This is a genomic window from Pseudomonas sp. PONIH3, from assembly GCF_002934345.1.
Taxonomy (GTDB): Bacteria; Pseudomonadota; Gammaproteobacteria; order Pseudomonadales; family Pseudomonadaceae; genus Aquipseudomonas; species Aquipseudomonas soli.
Genome location: NZ_CP026386.1, coordinates 3,168,215 through 3,187,679 on the forward strand (window position 1 = coordinate 3,168,215; position 19,465 = coordinate 3,187,679).

The 19,465-nt window shown below is 57.7% G+C and carries 12 protein-coding genes, 4 tRNA genes and 2 rRNA genes; all 18 read right to left on the minus strand.

Annotated elements, in window-relative coordinates; translation table 11 throughout:
* Window positions 1-129 precede the first annotated feature (129 nt).
* Complete coding sequence (rpoC, locus tag C3F42_RS14735; protein ID WP_038707242.1) at window positions 130-4,329, minus strand: DNA-directed RNA polymerase subunit beta'; 4,200 nt, start codon at window positions 4,327-4,329, stop codon at window positions 130-132.
* Between the two features lie 62 nt (window positions 4,330-4,391).
* A complete protein-coding gene (gene rpoB / locus C3F42_RS14740) occupies window positions 4,392-8,465 on the minus strand; it encodes a DNA-directed RNA polymerase subunit beta (RefSeq protein WP_031314438.1) in 4,074 nt (1,357 codons plus the stop codon).
* A 220-nt stretch (window positions 8,466-8,685) separates the two neighbouring features.
* Complete coding sequence (rplL, locus tag C3F42_RS14745) at window positions 8,686-9,051, minus strand: 50S ribosomal protein L7/L12 (RefSeq protein ID WP_003255496.1); 366 nt, start codon at window positions 9,049-9,051, stop codon at window positions 8,686-8,688.
* A gap of 77 nt (window positions 9,052-9,128) precedes the next feature.
* Window positions 9,129-9,629 (minus strand): 50S ribosomal protein L10, encoded by a 501-nt coding sequence (gene rplJ / locus C3F42_RS14750; protein WP_023628748.1) that lies wholly within the window; start codon window positions 9,627-9,629, stop codon window positions 9,129-9,131.
* A gap of 198 nt (window positions 9,630-9,827) precedes the next feature.
* A complete protein-coding gene (gene rplA, locus C3F42_RS14755; RefSeq protein WP_023628747.1) occupies window positions 9,828-10,523 on the minus strand; it encodes a 50S ribosomal protein L1 in 696 nt (231 codons plus the stop codon).
* Window positions 10,523-10,954 carry a 50S ribosomal protein L11 gene (gene rplK / locus C3F42_RS14760; protein ID WP_011531881.1) on the minus strand — a complete coding sequence of 144 codons (432 nt, stop codon included), beginning with the start codon at window positions 10,952-10,954 and terminating at the stop codon, window positions 10,523-10,525. The genes rplA and rplK overlap by 1 nt, the downstream gene beginning before the upstream one ends.
* A gap of 119 nt (window positions 10,955-11,073) precedes the next feature.
* Window positions 11,074-11,607 (minus strand): transcription termination/antitermination protein NusG, encoded by a 534-nt coding sequence (gene nusG, locus C3F42_RS14765; RefSeq protein WP_023628746.1) that lies wholly within the window; start codon window positions 11,605-11,607, stop codon window positions 11,074-11,076.
* A 9-nt stretch (window positions 11,608-11,616) separates the two neighbouring features.
* Window positions 11,617-11,985, minus strand: coding sequence for a preprotein translocase subunit SecE (gene secE, locus C3F42_RS14770; protein ID WP_023628745.1), 369 nt, complete (start codon window positions 11,983-11,985; stop codon window positions 11,617-11,619).
* A 44-nt stretch (window positions 11,986-12,029) separates the two neighbouring features.
* Window positions 12,030-12,105, minus strand: a tRNA-Trp gene (locus C3F42_RS14775).
* Window positions 12,106-12,159: 54 nt separating this feature from the next.
* Window positions 12,160-13,353 carry an elongation factor Tu gene (tuf, locus tag C3F42_RS14780; protein ID WP_038707241.1) on the minus strand — a complete coding sequence of 398 codons (1,194 nt, stop codon included), beginning with the start codon at window positions 13,351-13,353 and terminating at the stop codon, window positions 12,160-12,162.
* A gap of 79 nt (window positions 13,354-13,432) precedes the next feature.
* Window positions 13,433-13,508 (minus strand) — tRNA-Thr (locus tag C3F42_RS14785).
* A 28-nt stretch (window positions 13,509-13,536) separates the two neighbouring features.
* Window positions 13,537-13,610: transfer RNA gene (locus C3F42_RS14790), tRNA-Gly, on the minus strand.
* Between the two features lie 24 nt (window positions 13,611-13,634).
* Window positions 13,635-13,718: transfer RNA gene (locus tag C3F42_RS14795), tRNA-Tyr, on the minus strand.
* Window positions 13,719-13,870: 152 nt separating this feature from the next.
* The gene (locus C3F42_RS14800; protein ID WP_023631086.1) at window positions 13,871-14,296 is read right to left on the minus strand and encodes a hypothetical protein; all 426 of its coding nucleotides are present in this window, start codon (window positions 14,294-14,296) and stop codon (window positions 13,871-13,873) included.
* Between the two features lie 11 nt (window positions 14,297-14,307).
* On the minus strand, window positions 14,308-15,057 hold the full coding sequence (locus C3F42_RS14805; protein WP_023631085.1) for a pantothenate kinase: 750 nt from the start codon (window positions 15,055-15,057) through the stop codon (window positions 14,308-14,310).
* Complete coding sequence (birA, locus tag C3F42_RS14810) at window positions 15,047-16,006, minus strand: bifunctional biotin--[acetyl-CoA-carboxylase] ligase/biotin operon repressor BirA (protein ID WP_023631084.1); 960 nt, start codon at window positions 16,004-16,006, stop codon at window positions 15,047-15,049. The genes C3F42_RS14805 and birA overlap by 11 nt, the downstream gene beginning before the upstream one ends.
* A gap of 178 nt (window positions 16,007-16,184) precedes the next feature.
* Window positions 16,185-16,300: ribosomal RNA gene (gene rrf / locus C3F42_RS14815) — 5S ribosomal RNA — on the minus strand.
* 133 nt (window positions 16,301-16,433) lie between these two features.
* A 23S ribosomal RNA gene (locus C3F42_RS14820) occupies window positions 16,434-19,327 on the minus strand.
* Between the last annotated feature and the right edge of the window lie 138 nt (window positions 19,328-19,465).

Sequence of the window (19,465 nt, forward strand, 5' to 3'; positions counted from 1 at the left end):
AAGGGTACAAAAGTCTAAAGAGGATCTTGCACCCAGTCAAGACGAGGCCCCGGCCCTCCTCGCCCGGTCATCGGCAACAAATCATGTCGCCGATGCCCGCCCGAGGCTTGCCGGGGCCCTGCCCTGTACTTAGTTACCGCTGGAATTCAGTGCTTCGGTCAGTGCGGCTTCCACCTCACTGGCGCTCACACGCAGCGGTTTGTCGGCATCACGGCGACGCTTGCGCTCGCTGTGGTAGGCCAGACCGGTACCGGCCGGGATCAGACGACCCACGACCACGTTCTCTTTCAGGCCGCGCAGGTAGTCACGCTTGCCGGTTACCGCCGCCTCGGTCAGTACACGGGTGGTTTCCTGGAAGGAAGCCGCCGAGATGAACGATTCGGTGGACAGCGAAGCCTTGGTGATACCCAGCAAAACACGGGTGAACTTGGAGATGAACTTGTCTTCGCCGGCGAGACGCTCGTTCTCTACCAGGACCTGAGTCAGTTCCATCTGGTCGCCCTTGATGAAGCTGGAATCGCCCGACTCGGAGATCTCGACCTTGCGCAGCATCTGACGCAGGATGGTCTCGATATGCTTGTCGTTGATCTTCACGCCTTGCAGACGGTAAACGTCTTGGATCTCGTTGACGATGTACTTCGCCAGCGCGCTCACACCCAGCAGACGCAGGATGTCGTGCGGATCGCTCGGACCGTCGGAGATAACTTCGCCGCGGTTGACCTGTTCGCCTTCGAAGACGTTCAGATGGCGCCACTTCGGAATCAGCTCTTCATACGGATCGCTACCGTCGGTCGGAGTGATGACCAGGCGACGCTTGCCCTTGGTCTCTTTACCGAACGCGATGGTGCCGCTGACTTCAGCCAGGATCGAGGCTTCTTTCGGACGGCGCGCTTCGAACAAGTCGGCAACGCGTGGCAGACCACCGGTGATGTCACGGGTCTTCGACGTTTCTTGCGGGATACGCGCGATAACGTCACCGACGCCGATCTGGGCACCGTCAGCCACGCCGACGAGGGCGTTGGCCGGCAGGAAGTACTGGGCAGGTACGTCGGTACCTGGCAGGTACAGGTCCTTGCCATTGGCGTCGACCATCTTGATTGCCGGACGGATTTCCTTGCCTGCGGCAGGGCGATCCTTGACGTCCAGAACTTCAATGTTGGTCAAACCGGTCAGTTCGTCGGTCTGACGCTTGATGGTGATGTTTTCTTCCATGCCCACGAAGGTCACGGTACCTTTCAGCTCGGTAACGATCGGGTGGGTGTGCGGGTCCCACTTGGCGACGATGGCGCCAGCTTCGACCTTGTCACCTTCCTTGACCGAAATCACGGCACCGTAAGGCAGCTTGTAACGCTCACGCTCACGACCGAACTCGTCGGCAATCGCCAGCTCGCCGGAACGCGATACGGCAACCAGGTTACCGTCGGCACGCTCAACCTGTTTCAGGTTGTGCAGGCGCACCATACCGCCGTTCTTCACCTGGACGCTGTCAGCAGCCGAAGTACGGCTTGCAGCACCACCGATGTGGAACGTACGCATGGTCAGCTGGGTACCCGGCTCACCGATCGACTGCGCAGCGATAACGCCGACAGCTTCACCGATGTTCACCTGGTGACCACGAGCCAGGTCACGACCGTAGCACTTGGCGCAGATGCCGTAGCGGGTTTCGCAGCTGATCGGCGAACGCACGACGACTTCGTCGATGCTGTTCAGCTCGATGAACTCGACCCACTGCTCGTCGACCAGGGTACCGGCCGGAACGATGACGTCCTCGGTGCCTGGCTTGAATACGTCACGGGCGATGACACGACCCAGTACGCGCTCACCCAGCGGCTCGACAACGTCGCCGCCTTCGATGTGCGGGGTCATCAGCAGGCCCTGGTCGGTGCCGCAGTCGATCTCGGTCACGACCAGGTCCTGGGCAACGTCTACCAGACGGCGAGTCAGGTAACCGGAGTTCGCGGTTTTCAACGCGGTATCCGCCAGACCTTTACGAGCACCGTGAGTCGAGATGAAGTACTGCAGTACGCTCAGACCTTCACGGAAGTTCGCGGTGATCGGCGTCTCGATGATCGAGCCGTCCGGCTTGGCCATCAGGCCACGCATACCGGCCAGCTGACGGATCTGAGCGGCGGAACCACGCGCACCGGAGTCGGCCATCATGTACATCGAGTTGAAGGACTCTTGCTCGACTTCCTTGCCCTCGCGGTCGACGACCTTCTCTTTCGAGAGGTTGGCCATCATCGCCTTGGACACTTCGTCGTTCGCCTTGGACCACAAGTCGATGACCTTGTTGTACTTCTCGCCCTGGGTGACCAGGCCGGAGGCGTACTGGCTCTCGATTTCCTTCACTTCGTCGGTAGCGGTACCGATGATGCGGGCTTTCTCGTCCGGGATAACGAAGTCGTTAACGCCGATCGAAACGCCGGAAATGGTCGAGTAGGCAAAACCGGTGTACATCAGCTGGTCAGCGAAGATCACGGTCTCTTTCAGACCCACCACGCGGTAGCACTGGTTGATCAGCTTGGAGATCGCCTTCTTCTTCATCGACTGGTTGACGACGTCGAACGGCAGGCCGGCCGGTACTACCTGGAACAGCAGCGCACGGCCGACAGTGGTGTCGACGATACGGGTGTTCTTGGTGATGCTGCCATCACGGTCTTTCACGGTTTCGTTGATACGAACCTTGATTTTCGCGTGCAGGGCGGCTTCGCCGGCGCGGAAAACGCGGTCGACTTCCTGCAGGTCGGCGAATACGCGACCTTCGCCCTTGGCATTGATGGCTTCACGGGTCATGTAGTACAGACCCAGTACCACGTCCTGCGACGGAACGATGATTGGCTCACCGTTGGCTGGGGACAGGATGTTGTTGGTCGACATCATCAGCGCGCGCGCTTCGAGCTGGGCTTCCAGGGTCAGCGGCACGTGAACGGCCATCTGGTCACCGTCGAAGTCGGCGTTGTACGCGGCGCAGACCAGCGGGTGCAGCTGGATAGCCTTACCTTCGATCAGTACCGGTTCAAAGGCCTGGATACCCAGACGGTGCAGGGTCGGCGCACGGTTGAGCAGTACGGGGTGTTCGCGGATCACCTCGGCGAGAACGTCCCACACCTCCGGCAGCTCGCGCTCGACCATCTTCTTGGCAGCCTTGATGGTGGTCGCCAGACCACGCATTTCCAGCTTGCCGAAAATGAACGGCTTGAACAGCTCGAGGGCCATCTTCTTCGGCAGACCGCACTGGTGCAGACGCAGGGTCGGGCCTACGGTAATTACCGAACGACCGGAGTAGTCCACGCGCTTACCGAGCAAGTTCTGACGGAAGCGACCTTGCTTACCTTTGATCATGTCGGCCAGGGACTTCAGCGGACGCTTGTTCGAGCCAGTGATGGCGCGACCGCGACGGCCGTTGTCGAGCAGGGCGTCGACCGCTTCCTGCAGCATGCGCTTTTCGTTGCGCACGATGATGTCCGGCGCCGACAGATCGAGCAGGCGCTTCAGACGGTTGTTACGGTTGATCACCCGACGATACAGGTCGTTCAGGTCGGAGGTCGCGAAGCGGCCGCCATCCAGCGGAACCAGCGGACGCAGGTCCGGCGGCAGTACTGGCAGGACGGTCAGGACCATCCACTCAGGCAGGTTGCCCGACCCCTGGAAAGCTTCCATCAGCTTCAGGCGCTTGGACAGCTTCTTGATCTTGGTTTCCGAGTTGGTCTGCGGAATTTCTTCGCGCAGGCGGCCGATCTCGTGCTCCAGGTCGATAGCGTGCAGCAGTTCGCGGACAGCCTCGGCACCCATGCGGGCGTCGAAGTCGTCACCGAACTCTTCCAGCGCTTCGAAGTACTGCTCGTCGTTCAGCAGCTGGCCCTTCTCGAGGGTGGTCATGCCCGGATCGATCACCACGTAGCTCTCGAAGTAGAGCACGCGCTCGATGTCACGCAGGGTCATGTCCATCAGCAGGCCGATACGGGACGGCAGCGACTTCAGGAACCAGATGTGGGCAACCGGCGAGGCCAGTTCGATGTGCGCCATGCGCTCACGACGAACCTTGGCCAGGGCAACTTCAACGCCGCACTTCTCGCAGATCACGCCGCGGTGCTTGAGGCGCTTGTACTTGCCGCACAGGCACTCGTAGTCCTTGACTGGGCCAAAGATCTTGGCGCAGAACAGGCCGTCACGCTCAGGCTTGAACGTACGGTAGTTGATGGTTTCCGGCTTCTTGACTTCACCGAACGACCACGAACGGATCATTTCAGGCGACGCCAGACCGATGCGGATGGCGTCGAACTCTTCGACTTGACCCTGGTTTTTCAGCAAATTCAGTAAGTCTTTCAAGGCCTTTCCTCCTGGCGGAGCAGGGAGCGGGCATTACCTGCCCACTCCCCTCGCGTCACGTGTTATTCGGTTTCCAGATCGATATCGATACCGAGGGAACGGATCTCTTTGATCAACACGTTGAAGGACTCGGGCATGCCCGGCTCCATACGGTGATCGCCATCCACGATGTTCTTGTACATCTTGGTACGGCCGTTCACGTCGTCCGACTTCACTGTGAGCATTTCTTGCAGGGTGTATGCCGCGCCATATGCCTCCAGCGCCCACACTTCCATCTCCCCGAAACGCTGACCACCGAACTGCGCCTTACCACCCAGCGGCTGCTGGGTAACCAGGCTGTACGAACCAGTGGAACGCGCGTGCATCTTGTCGTCCACCAAGTGGTTCAGCTTGAGCATGTACATGTAACCAACGGTCACCGGACGCTCGAACTTGTTGCCGGTACGGCCATCGAACAGCACCATCTGGCCGCTCTCTGGCAGATCAGCCAGTTTCAGCATGGCCTTGATCTCACGCTCCTTGGCACCGTCGAAGACTGGAGTGGCCATTGGCACGCCTTTCTTCAGGTTGTTCGCCAGGGCGATGATCTCTTCGTCGGTGAACTCTTCCAGGTTCTCCTGACGACCACCGATCTCGTTGTAGATCTCGGTGAGGAAGGTGCGCAGTTCAGCGGCTTTGCGCTGCTCTTCGATCATGCGGTCGATCTTCTCGCCCAGACCCTTGGCCGCGAGGCCCAGGTGGGTTTCAAGGATCTGACCGACGTTCATACGCGAAGGTACGCCCAGCGGGTTCAGTACGACGTCGACCGGAGTACCGTTGGCGTCGTGCGGCATGTCTTCGACCGGCATGATTACCGAGACGACACCCTTGTTACCGTGACGACCGGCCATCTTGTCACCCGGCTGGATGCGACGGCGAATTGCCAGGTAGACCTTGACGATCTTCAGTACGCCCGGAGCCAGGTCATCGCCCTGCTGCAGCTTGCGCTTCTTGTCTTCGAACTTGTCGTCCAGCAGGCGACGGCGATCGACGATGTACTGCTGAGCCTTTTCCAGCTGCTCGTTCAGTGCATCTTCGGCCATGCGCAGTTTGAACCACTGGCCGTGCTCCAGACCGTTCAGCACGTCGTCGCTGATCACGGTGCCTTTCTTCAGGCCCGCGCCACCGTCGACCACCTGGCCGTTCAGAGCCGAACGCAGACGCTCGAAGGTCGCGCCTTCGACGATGCGGAACTCTTCGTTGAGGTCCTTGCGGATCTCGTCCAGCTGCATCTTCTCGATGGCCAGGGCGCGACTGTCGCGCTCGACGCCATCACGGGTGAAGACCTGTACGTCGATGACGGTACCCTTGGTGCCGGTCGGCACACGCAGGGAGGTGTCTTTGACGTCGCTGGCCTTCTCACCGAAGATCGCACGCAGCAGTTTTTCTTCCGGAGTCAGCTGGGTCTCGCCTTTCGGAGTGACCTTGCCGACCAGGATGTCGCCAGCGCCGACTTCGGCACCCACGTAGACGATACCGGCTTCGTCCAGCTTGTTCAGCGCAGCTTCACCGACGTTCGGGATGTCCGCGGTGATTTCCTCTGGGCCAAGCTTGGTGTCACGGGCCACACAGGTCAGTTCCTGGATGTGGATCGTGGTGAAGCGGTCTTCCTGAACCACACGCTCGGACAGGCAGATGGAGTCTTCGAAGTTGAAGCCGTTCCACGCCATGAACGCGATGCGCATGTTCTGACCCAGTGCCAGTTCACCCATGTCGGTGGACGGGCCGTCGGCCATGATGTCGCCACGCGCAACCTTGTCACCCTTGCTCACCAGCGGACGCTGGTTGATGCAGGTGTTCTGGTTGGAGCGGGTGTATTTGGTCAGGTTGTAGATATCCACACCTGCTTCACCGGTCTCGACTTCGTCGTCGGCAACGCGCACGACGATACGGCTGGCGTCGACCGAGTCGATCACACCACCGCGACGAGCAACCACGCAGACACCGGAGTCACGGGCAACGTTGCGCTCCATGCCGGTACCTACCAGCGGCTTGTCGGCGCGCAGGGTCGGTACAGCCTGACGCTGCATGTTGGAACCCATCAATGCACGGTTGGCGTCGTCGTGCTCGAGGAACGGAATCAGCGACGCGGCAACCGACACTACCTGCTTCGGCGAAACGTCCATCAGGGTGACGTCTTCCGGCGCCTTGACGGTGAATTCGTTCAGGTGACGAACAGCTACCAGCTCATCGATCAACTGCTTCTTGTCGTTCATCGCGGCCGAAGCCTGGGCGATCACGTGATCGGCTTCTTCGATGGCGGACAGGAACACGATGTCGTCGCTGACCACGCCTTCCTTCACCACGCGGTACGGGCTTTCCAGGAAGCCGTACTGGTTGGTGCGGGCATAGGCCGCCAGGGAGTTGATCAGACCGATGTTCGGACCTTCAGGGGTCTCGATCGGGCACACGCGGCCGTAGTGAGTCGGGTGTACGTCACGGACTTCGAAGCCAGCACGCTCACGGGTCAGACCACCAGGGCCGAGTGCGGAAACGCGGCGCTTGTGGGTGATCTCGGAAAGCGGGTTGTTCTGGTCCATGAACTGCGAGAGCTGGCTGGAACCGAAGAACTCTTTCACCGCCGCCGCAACCGGCTTGGCATTGATCAGGTCCTGCGGCATCAGGCCTTCGCTTTCAGCCATCGACAGACGCTCTTTGACCGCGCGCTCAACACGCACCAGGCCAACGCGGAACTGGTTCTCGGCCATCTCGCCGACGCAACGGACGCGACGGTTACCCAGGTGGTCGATGTCGTCGACGATGCCTTTGCCGTTACGGATATCGACCAGGGTCTTGAGGACCTCGACGATGTCTTCCTTGCTCAGCACGCCCGAACCTTCGATCTCGGTGCGACCGATACGACGGTTGAACTTCATGCGGCCAACGGCGGACAGGTCGTAACGCTCGGCGCTGAAGAACAGGTTGTTGAACAGGGTCTCGGCGGCGTCCTTGGTTGGTGGCTCGCCTGGACGCATCATGCGGTAGATCTCGACCAGCGCTTCCAGTTGGTTGCTGGTGGTGTCGATCTTCAGGGTGTCGGAGATGAACGGACCGCAGTCGATGTCGTTGGTGTACAGCGTCTCGACGCGAACGACCTGGGCCTTGGCGATCTTCACCAGCAGGTCGGTGGTCAGCTCGGTGTTGCACTCGGCAATGATCTCGCCGGTAGCCGGATGCACGATCGCCTTGGCGGTGGTGCGACCCAGTACGTACTCCAGCGGAACGTCCAGCTCTTTCACGCCAGCTTTTTCCAGCTGGTTGATGTGGCGCGCGGTAATACGGCGGCCTTGCTCGACGATGACCTTGCCGCTGTCGTCATGGATATCCATGACCGCAACTTCACCCCGCAGACGCTGAGGCACCAGCTCCAGGCTGAGCTTCTCGCCGGAAAGGTGGAATACGTTGGTGGTGTAGAAGGTGTTCAGAACCTCTTCGGTGCTGTAACCCAGGGCACGCAGCAGTACCGAGGCCGGCAGTTTGCGGCGACGGTCGATACGTACGAACACGCAGTCTTTCGGGTCGAACTCGAAGTCCAGCCACGAACCGCGGTAAGGGATGATGCGCGCGGAGTACAGCAGCTTACCGGAGCTGTGCGTCTTGCCACGGTCGTGGTCGAAGAACACACCAGGCGAACGGTGCAGCTGGGATACGATCACACGCTCGGTACCGTTGATAACGAAGGTACCGTTTTCAGTCATCAGGGGGATTTCACCCATGTAGACTTCTTGCTCTTTGATGTCCTTGATCGCTTTATTCGACGATTCCTTGTCGAAGATGATCAGGCGCACCTTCACCCGCAGCGGGACCGCGAAGGTCACACCGCGCAGGACACATTCCTTCACATCGAAAGCCGGCTCGCCCAGGCGATAGCCGACGTACTCCAGGGCAGCATTGCCGGAGTAGCTGATGATCGGGAATACCGATTTGAAGGCCGCATGCAGACCGACGTCGCGGAACTGATCCTTGGATGCTCCCGCCTGCAGGAATTCGCGATACGAATCCAGCTGGATGGCCAGGAGGTACGGCACATCCATGACGTCCGGCAACTTGCTAAAGTCCTTGCGGATACGTTTTTTCTCAGTGTATGAGTAAGCCATCAGCATTCCCCAGCTTGGTCACCTGCTTGTTTGGCATCTCCCGGCGGGAGCAGCCAGAAAATCGTGCAAACCCTTTGGTTTGCGCCACCCTCTTGGGTGTCTTGCAGCTCGTTATCGGGGCCGACCTGATCGGCCACCAATAACGGAAAAAGGCCGGTGGCATAAGCCACCAGCCATCAGCCCTTCGCTTGACGCTCGGGCTGGCATCGCAAAGTCGAAATTACTTCAGCTCGACTTTAGCGCCTGCTTCTTCCAGCTTCTTCTTAGCGTCTTCAGCGGCTTCTTTCGAAACGCCTTCAGCTACAACCTGAGGAGCGCCATCGACTTTCTCTTTGGCTTCTTTCAGGCCCAGACCAGTCAGCTCGCGAACGGCCTTGATCACGTTTACTTTCTTGTCGCCGGCTTCAACCAGAACAACGTTGAACTCGGTTTGCTCTTCAACAACGGCAGCGGCAGCAGCTGGGCCGGCAGCGGCAACAGCAGCGGTAACGCCGAAGGTTTCTTCCATTGCTTTGATCAGCTCAACAACTTCCAGAACGGTTTTCTGGCCGATTGCTTCGATGATTTGCTCGTTAGTCAGAGACATGACTTAAATCCTGTATTGGGGTGACAGCCTACGCAGCTATCAAATTAAACGTATGATTTGAAAGAGTTTCCGGTGCCTTAGGCAGCGGTGGCTTCTTTCTGGTCGCGAATGGCTGCCAGGGTACGGGCCAGCTTGCTGGTAGCGCCTTGGATCACGCTCATCAGCTTCGCGATGGCTTCGTCGCGGGTCGGCAGGGTAGCCAACACGTCGATCTGGTTCGCTGCAATGAACTTACCGTCAAACGCAGCTGCCTTGATCTCGAACTTGTCCTGACCCTTGGCGAACTCTTTGAACAGACGAGCAGCGGCGCCCGGGTGTTCGTTGGAGAAAGCGATCAGGGTCGGGCCAGTGAAGGCGTCGTTGAGGACACTGAATTCAGTGTCGGCAACAGCGCGCTTGAGCAGGGTGTTACGTACGACACGTACGTATACGCCAGCTTCACGAGCCTCTTTACGGAGTCCGGTCATTGCGCCTACAGTCACACCACGGGCATCAGCCACGACAGCGGACAGAGCGACTTTGGCAGCCTCGTTGACTTCAGCGACGATGGCCTTCTTGTCTTCGAGTTTAATTGCCACGGGTAAAACTCCTGCTTGTTACCGTTTCATCTGGCCGAAGCCGGATGTCGTTTTGGTGTCTGATTCGGTAAGGAACCGGGAGCACCATCTGCGTAGGCTGGTTGTTTAAGGCTTGCGCCGCCTACGGTCTTGGATAGCCCCCGCCAGGCAGGGACCCCAATTTTTGCTGCCGGCGAGCTTACACCCGCCGGCATGGTCTTACACGTCCAGCGAGCTCTGATCGATGATCAGACCTGGGCCCATGGTGGTGCTCAGGGTAACGCGCTTGACGTAGATACCTTTCGAGGAAGCCGGCTTGATACGCTTCAGATCAGCGATCAGGGCTTCAACGTTTTCCTTCAGCTTGCCAGCTTCAAAGCCGATCTTGCCAACGGAGGTGTGGATGATACCGTTCTTGTCGGTACGGTAGCGAACCTGACCAGCCTTGGCGTTTTTCACGGCAGTGGCTACGTCTGGGGTAACGGTACCGACTTTCGGGTTAGGCATCAGGCCGCGAGGACCCAGAACCTGACCCAGCTGACCTACAACACGCATGGCATCAGGCGATGCGATGACGACGTCATAGTTCAGGTCGCCGCCTTTCATTTCGGCAGCCAGATCGTCCATACCTACGCGGTCAGCGCCGGCAGCCAGAGCGGCTTCAGCAGCCGGGCCCTGGGTGAAGACGGCAACACGTACGGTCTTGCCAGTGCCGTGCGGCAGCACGGTAGCGCTACGTACGACCTGGTCGGATTTACGCGGGTCAACACCGAGGTTGACGGCGATGTCGTAGGACTCGACGAACTTGGCAGCAGGCAGCGAGGCCAGCAGAGTTGCCGCTTCTTCGAAGTTGTAGGCCTTGCCTGCTTCGATTTTCTCGGCGATTGCCTTTTGGCGCTTGGTCAGCTTAGCCATTACACACCCTCCACGTTCAGGCCCATGCTGCGGGCAGAGCCAGCGATGGTGCGTACAGCAGCGTCCAGGTCAGCGGCAGTCAGGTCAGCCTGTTTGGCTTTCGCGATGTCTTCCAGCTGAGCGCGGGTAACGGTACCGACTTTAACGGTGTTCGGACGAGCCGAACCACTGGTCAGGCCAGCAGCTTTCTTCAGCAGAACCGAGGCAGGGGTGCTCTTGGTTTCGAAGGTGAAGCTACGGTCACTGTAGACAGTGATGATCACTGGAGTCGGCAGACCTGGCTCTTGACCCTGAGTACGGGCGTTGAAGGCCTTGCAGAATTCCATGATGTTAACACCGTGTTGACCCAGTGCTGGACCAACGGGTGGGCTTGGGTTGGCCTGGCCGGCCTTTACTTGCAGCTTGATGTAAGCCTGAATCTTCTTAGCCATGAGCTACTCCAAAATCGGGTACAAACGCCAGATGGCTCCCCGGATGACTTGCGTTTTATCCCAGTGACGACAAAACCCCGCAGCACATAGGGCTGCGGGGTATGGGATGCTTCGTCCTGCTAGACCTTCTCGACCTGGCCGAACTCGAGCTCCACCGGAGTAGAGCGACCGAAAATGAGCACTGCAACCTGCAGGCGGCTCTTTTCGTAGTTAACCTCTTCGACGGTGCCGTTGAAGTCAGCAAACGGACCATCAACGACTCGAACCACTTCACCCGGCTCGAACAACGTCTTCGGCTTCGGCTTGTCACTACCATCGGCAACGCGACGGAGGATGGCCTCGGCCTCTTTATCAGTGATCGGCGCAGGCTTGTCTGCGGTACCACCAATGAAACCCATGACTCGAGGGGTATCCTTGACAAGGTGCCAAGTCCCTTCGTTCATTTCCATCTGGACCAATACATAGCCAGGGAAGAATTTGCGCTCGCTCTTGCGCTTCTGGCCGTTGCGCATTTCAACGACTTCTTCGGTCGGGACCAGGATCTCGCCGAATTCGTCTTCCATGCCAGCCAGCTTGACGCGCTCGATCAGGGAGCGCATCACATGCTTCTCGTAACCCGAGTAAGCATGCACTACGTACCAACGCTTAGCCACGGGACACCCTTAGCCAACAATCAAGGAGACCGCCCAGCCGAGCAGGGAGTCGAGACCCCACAGCAGCAGCGCCATAACCAGAACAACAGCCACGACAATCAGCGTGGTCTGAGTGGTTTCTTGGCGGGTCGGCCACACGACTTTACGGATCTCGGTCCGCGCTTCCTTCGCCAGCGTGAAGAACGACTTACCCTTCGCAGTCTGCAAGGCAACGAAGCCAGCAACCGCAGCCAGGGCGAGAAGTGCAAGAACGCGGTACAGGATCGGCGACGCGGAGTAATACTGATTACCCACAACGGCGACAACCACCAAAGCCACTACAGCCAGCCACTTGAACAAGTCGAAACGCGATTCTTGGGCTTCAGTTTTGGGAGTCATCGGGGAGGATCCTGTAAGAAGAAAGCCAATCACACCGAGGTGAATGGCAGGTCAGGAGGGAATCGAACCCCCAACCTACGGTTTTGGAGACCGTCGCTCTGCCAATTGAGCTACTGACCTGTAACGCTGTATCAGGCCGGCCATTATACCGACCTGATCAAGTAAATCAACTACTTATTCGATAATTTTTGCTACGACACCAGCGCCGACGGTACGACCGCCTTCACGGATGGCGAAACGCAGACCGTCTTCCATTGCGATGGTCTTGATCAGGGTGACAGTCATCTGGATGTTGTCACCTGGCATTACCATTTCAACGCCTTCCGGCAGTTCGCAGTTACCGGTCACGTCAGTGGTACGGAAGTAGAACTGAGGACGGTAGCCTTTGAAGAACGGAGTGTGACGGCCGCCTTCTTCCTTCGACAGGACGTAGACTTCTGCGGTGAACTTGGTGTGCGGCTTGACCGAACCTGGCTTGACCAGAACCTGGCCACGCTCAACGTCGTCACGCTTGGTACCACGCAGCAGAACGCCGCAGTTCTCGCCAGCACGACCTTCGTCCAGCAGCTTGCGGAACATCTCAACACCGGTGCAGGTGGTGGTGGTGGTGTCACGCAGACCAACGATTTCCAGGGCGTCTTGAACGCGGACGATACCACGCTCGATACGACCGGTAACAACGGTACCACGACCCGAGATCGAGAATACGTCTTCGATTGGCATCAGGAACGGCTGGTCGATGGCACGAACTGGCTCAGGGATGTAGGCATCCAGAGTTTCTACCAGCTTCTTGACAGCGGTAGTGCCCATTTCGTTGTCGTCTTTGCCTTCCAGCGCCATACGAGCCGAACCGATGATGATCGGGGTGTCGTCGCCTGGGAAGTCGTAGGTGGACAGCAGGTCGCGAACTTCCATCTCGACCAGTTCCAGCAGCTCAGCGTCGTCTACCAGGTCAGCCTTGTTCAGGAAGACCACGATGTACGGAACGCCAACCTGACGGGACAGCAGGATGTGCTCACGGGTTTGTGGCATCGGACCATCGGCGGCCGAGCAAACCAGGATCGCGCCGTCCATCTGGGCAGCACCGGTGATCATGTTCTTCACGTAGTCAGCGTGACCTGGGCAGTCAACGTGAGCGTAGTGACGAATGTTCGAGTTGTACTCGACGTGCGCGGTGTTGATGGTGATACCGCGAGCTTTTTCTTCCGGAGCCGAGTCGATCTTGTCGAACTCAACGACGGCCGAACCGAAAACTTCGGAGCAGACGCGGGTCAGCGCTGCAGTCAGAGTAGTCTTACCGTGGTCAACGTGGCCGATAGTGCCGACGTTAACGTGAGGTAGCGAACGATCAAACTTTTCCTTAGCCATCGATACAGTCCTCCGCAGAAGAAATAGTCATACCGCTGATAAAACAAAGGCAGATATTTTCATATCTGCCTTGTTTATATGGAGCTCTTGAGCGGACTTGAACCGCTGACCTCACCCTTACCAAGGGTGTGCTCTACCAACTGAGCTACAAGAGCGAAACACTTTGTGCAACAACAGCAAACTTGGAGCGGGTAGCGGGAATCGAACCCGCATCATCAGCTTGGAAGGCTGAGGTTCTACCACTAAACTATACCCGCGGAGCTTGCGGCTCTCGCTAAAACTGGTGGAGGGAGAAGGATTCGAACCTTCGAAGCTCTCGCAACGGATTTACAGTCCGTCCCCTTTGGCCGCTCGGGAATCCCTCCAGATGTGGCCGGCATTATATTTGTCTGCCGTCCCAGTGTCAAGCGTTTTTTCAAATTTTTTCAATCAAATCTGAAACTTAGCTGCTTTGACACTGCCTCCAGATCTACCACCTAGGTGATGTTCCCTGTGAAGCGGGCGCCATTCTATCAAGCTATTCGGCAGTTGCAATACCCTCGCACAAAATAATTTTGTGTTTTAAGTCTTTGAAATCCTTGGAAAGAGTCGAGAGCACAGCCGGGTCCAGCAAACGCTCGCTTTCCGGGGCAACCTTGAGCCAGAGCCCGTCGGCACCCGGTAGCTGACCAACCACTGGCAGGGCAGCGATATCCAGACTGACCAGCCGCTGACGCAAGGCCTCGAGCTGCTCGGGCGCAGCCATGCCCCCAACCACCAGGCATTCGTCACGGCGCCGGACGGGCGCCGCAACTCCGGTTTCACGCAACAGGCGGATTTCCTGCTGAGAACCTTTGTACAAAGCCAACGGGGCGACTTCCTTGACCTTCAGGGGAGCTTCCTGCTGATGCCACACGTAATAAAAGACGTTGAGCACAACCAACAGCAGAAACAACCAGCGCATAGTCAGTCACCTCAGTTCAATGGACAGGCCATGGCCAAACCGACGAATACCAAGTCCGGCACGATCCGAGCCTTCGGTGCCGCCTCCTGTACCAAGGGCGCATCCCCACCGGTCAGAAACACAGTGAAGTCCTCACCCCACATCGCCCTGGCCTGCTCGATCTGGGTACGGGCGAAGCCCTGGAGCATCAGCACACAACCACGCTCGACCGCCTCGACGGTCGAGCGCCCCGGCGCCAGGCTGCTCAGGGCGCGCTCGGCCGACGCATCGTCATAGCGAATACGCCGGGTATGGGTGCGCAACTGGCTACGCATCAGCGGCATGCCCGGGCAGATGTAGCCCCCCAGGTGCTCACCATTGGCCGCGACGAAATCGGCCTTGGCCGCGGTGCCGAAATCGATGACCAGGCAAGCTCGCCCGGCCAGGTGATAGGCGCCCAGCGCGCCCAGCCAGCGGTCCATGCCCAGACGCTGATAATCGTCATAGCCATTGCGCACGCCGGCCATTTCCTGCACAGGCTGGGCCACGTTTACCTCGACCCCGAACGAGGCCTGGATCAATGCGCACAGCGATGAAGTTTCCTCCTCACTGCGCACGCTGACCATGCGGCAACCAGTCAGACTCAGGCTAGAGAGCCCTGCGACAGCTGCGACCAATGCCTGATCGGAGTCCACGATGCCGCCACCGTTGATGGTGCAGTCGGCTGCATGGATGACGCGCCACTTGATAAAGCTGTTTCCACAATCGAGCTCAAGAATCATCACGCAACCTCAGGCTCAGCTCGCCGCCGCTGAAGCTCTTCTCCACACCATCGACCTCCAGACGCAAGCCGCCCTGCCCATCCACCCCCAGCGCGACACCTTCGATACGCGAAGTGCCCGCGACAAGCGAAACTTTGCGCCCCTGCCACAGGTGCGCCTGCTCCCATTCCTCTTGGAACGCAGCGAAGCCATAGCGGCGATGGCGACCAAGTTCGTGTTGCAACTGCTGGCTGAGCACCGCCACCAGGTGGTTGCGATCCACCAGCTGCCCAGCTTCACCGCGCATCGAGGCCCATTGCTGATCGATCTGTTCGTTGCCCTGCATGTTTACATTGATGCCGATACCCAGCACCACATGGCAGACGTCCGCAGGATCCCCGACCAGCTCCAGGAGTATTCCGGTGATCTTGCGCCCGTCGGCAAGGACATCATTGGGCCACTTGAGCCCCACATCCTTTAGCCCGAACGCCTGCAGTGTACGCATCACCGCCAGGCCAACCACCAGGCTCAAGCCCTCCAGCTGACGCATGCCGCCATCAATGCGCAAGACCAGGCTGTAATAGAGGTTTTCCGCAAAAGGACTGACCCACGGACGCCCACGACGACCGCGACCTGCACTCTGGCGCTCGGCCAGCACCAGAAACGGCGCCGCTTGCCCTTGCGCAATCAGCCTCAGCCCTTCGGCATTGGTGGAGTCGATGGTGTCGTGAATGAACACCGGCCACGGCTCGCCCTGCGCGAACTTGGCGATTGCCTGCGCTTCGAGCAGGTTCAACGGCGCCGCCAGCTGATAGCCGCGGCCACGTACCTTGTGAATGGTCAGGTTCAGTTCGCTCTCCAGGTGCTGCAGCTGCTTCCAAACGGCGCTGCGACTCACCCCGAGGGCGGCCCCCAGGGCTTCTCCGGAATGGAACCGGCCATCCTTGAGGAGGTTCAACAACTTCAGCATGCCAATCTCGACTCGGAATAAGGCTGGCATGATAGCCACGCCCCGAGGGCTTGCATAGGAAAAGGGCTACCGCTGCCATTACAGGCGACGGGCTCCTACAAGGGTGGGTGTTAACTTGCCAAACGCGCAAAGACAAAACCCCTACCTGCTCGCGCAGATAGGGGTTTTGCGAAATGAATCTTGACGATGACCTACTCTCACATGGGGAAACCCCACACTACCATCGGCGATGCATCGTTTCACTGCTGAGTTCGGGATGGGATCAGGTGGTTCCAATGCTCTATGGTCGTCAAGAAATTCGGTTGCCAGTACGTCCTTGCAGACATGCCAGCCAATTCGGATATGTGATCTTGTGGTTCGTCGCGAACTTTCGGTTCGTTTCGTCTTCACCACCGCAATCTGCGTGAGCAAATTGCTTGGGTGTTATATGGTCAAGCCTCACGGGCAATTAGTATTGGTTAGCTCAACGCCTCACAGCGCTTACACACCCAACCTATCAACGTCGTAGTCTTCGACGGCCCTTCAGGGAGCTCAAGGCTCCAGTGAGATCTCATCTTGAGGCAAGTTTCCCGCTTAGATGCTTTCAGCGGTTATCTCTTCCGAACATAGCTACCCGGCAATGCCACTGGCGTGACAACCGGAACACCAGAGGTTCGTCCACTCCGGTCCTCTCGTACTAGGAGCAGCCCCTCTCAAATCTCAAACGTCCACGGCAGATAGGGACCGAACTGTCTCACGACGTTCTAAACCCAGCTCGCGTACCACTTTAAATGGCGAACAGCCATACCCTTGGGACCGGCTTCAGCCCCAGGATGTGATGAGCCGACATCGAGGTGCCAAACACCGCCGTCGATATGAACTCTTGGGCGGTATCAGCCTGTTATCCCCGGAGTACCTTTTATCCGTTGAGCGATGGCCCTTCCATACAGAACCACCGGATCACTAAGACCTATTTTCGTACCTGCTCGACGTGTGTGTCTCGCAGTCAAGCGCGCTTTTGCCTTTATACTCTACGACCGATTTCCGACCGGTCTGAGCGCACCTTCGTACTCCTCCGTTACTCTTTGGGAGGAGACCGCCCCAGTCAAACTACCCACCATACACTGTCCTCGATCCGGATAACGGACCTGAGTTAGAACCTCAAGGTTGCCAGGGTGGTATTTCAAGGATGGCTCCATGAGAACTGGCGTCCCCACTTCAAAGCCTCCCACCTATCCTACACAAGCAAGCTCAAAGTCCAGTGCAAAGCTATAGTAAAGGTTCACGGGGTCTTTCCGTCTAGCCGCGGATACACTGCATCTTCACAGCGATTTCAATTTCACTGAGTCTCGGGTGGAGACAGCGCCGCCATCGTTACGCCATTCGTGCAGGTCGGAACTTACCCGACAAGGAATTTCGCTACCTTAGGACCGTTATAGTTACGGCCGCCGTTTACCGGGGCTTCGATCAAGAGCTTCGCTTGCGCTAACCCCATCAATTAACCTTCCGGCACCGGGCAGGCGTCACACCCTATACGTCCACTTTCGTGTTTGCAGAGTGCTGTGTTTTTAATAAACAGTCGCAGCGGCCTGGTATCTTCGACCGGCGTGGGCTTACGCAGCAAGTGCTTCACCCTCACCGGCGCACCTTCTCCCGAAGTTACGGTGCCATTTTGCCTAGTTCCTTCACCCGAGTTCTCTCAAGCGCCTTGGTATTCTCTACCTAACCACCTGTGTCGGTTTGGGGTACGGTTCCCAGTTATCTGAAGCTTAGGAGCTTTTCTTGGAAGCATGGCATCAACCACTTCGCGCTCTAATGAGCACTCGTCATCAGCTCTCGGCCTTAAGATCCCGGATTTGCCTAAGATCTCAGCCTACCACCTTAAACTTGGACAACCAACGCCAAGCTGGCCTAGCCTTCTCCGTCCCTCCATCGCAATAACTGGAAGTACAGGAATATTAACCTGTTTTCCATCGACTACGCTTTTCAGCCTCGCCTTAGGGACCGACTAACCCTGCGTCGATTAACGTTGCGCAGGAAACCTTGGTCTTTCGGCGTGCGAGTTTTTCACTCGCATTGTCGTTACTCATGTCAGCATTCGCACTTCTGATACCTCCAGCAAGCTTCTCAACTCACCTTCACAGGCTTACAGAACGCTCCTCTACCGCATCACCTAAAGGTGATACCCGTAGCTTCGGTGCATGGTTTGAGCCCCGTTACATCTTCCGCGCAGGCCGACTCGACTAGTGAGCTATTACGCTTTCTTTAAAGGGTGGCTGCTTCTAAGCCAACCTCCTAGCTGTCTAAGCCTTCCCACATCGTTTCCCACTTAACCATGACTTTGGGACCTTAGCTGACGGTCTGGGTTGTTTCCCTTTTCACGACGGACGTTAGCACCCGCCGTGTGTCTCCCATGCTCGGCACTTGTAGGTATTCGGAGTTTGCATCGGTTTGGTAAGTCGGGATGACCCCCTAGCCGAAACAGTGCTCTACCCCCTACAGTGATACATGAGGCGCTACCTAAATAGCTTTCGAGGAGAACCAGCTATCTCCGAGCTTGATTAGCCTTTCACTCCGATCCACAGGTCATCCGCTAACTTTTCAACGGTAGTCGGTTCGGTCCTCCAGTCAGTGTTACCTAACCTTCAACCTGCCCATGGATAGATCGCCCGGTTTCGGGTCTATACCCAGCGACTAAAGCGCCCTATTAAGACTCGCTTTCGCTACGCCTCCCCTATTCGGTTAAGCTCGCCACTGAATATAAGTCGCTGACCCATTATACAAAAGGTACGCAGTCACCTAACAAAGTAGGCTCCCACTGCTTGTACGCATACGGTTTCAGGTTCTATTTCACTCCCCTCTCCGGGGTTCTTTTCGCCTTTCCCTCACGGTACTGGTTCACTATCGGTCAGTCAGTAGTATTTAGCCTTGGAGGATGGTCCCCCCATGTTCAGACAAAGTTTCTCGTGCTCCGTCCTACTCGATTTCACTGGCAAGAGATTTTCGTGTACGGGGCTATCACCCACTATGGCCGCACTTTCCAGAGCGTTCCACTAATCTCAAACCAGCTTAAGGGCTGGTCCCCGTTCGCTCGCCACTACTAAGGGAATCTCGGTTGATTTCTTTTCCTCAGGGTACTTAGATGTTTCAGTTCCCCTGGTTCGCCTCTTGCACCTATGTATTCAGTACAAGATAACCAGCTTGTGCTGGCTGGGTTCCCCCATTCAGAGATCTCTGGATCACAGTCTGTTTGCCGACTCCCCAAAGCTTATCGCAGGCTACCACGTCTTTCATCGCCTCTGACTGCCAAGGCATCCACCGTATGCGCTTCTTCACTTGACCATATAACCCCAAGCAATCTGGTTATACTGTGAAGACGACATTCGCCGAAAATTCGCACGTCGCTCTTTCGAGCAGAACTCACAAATTTTACCTTAGCCTGAATAACCAGCAGTGAAACTGGCATTCAGTCTATTTCTA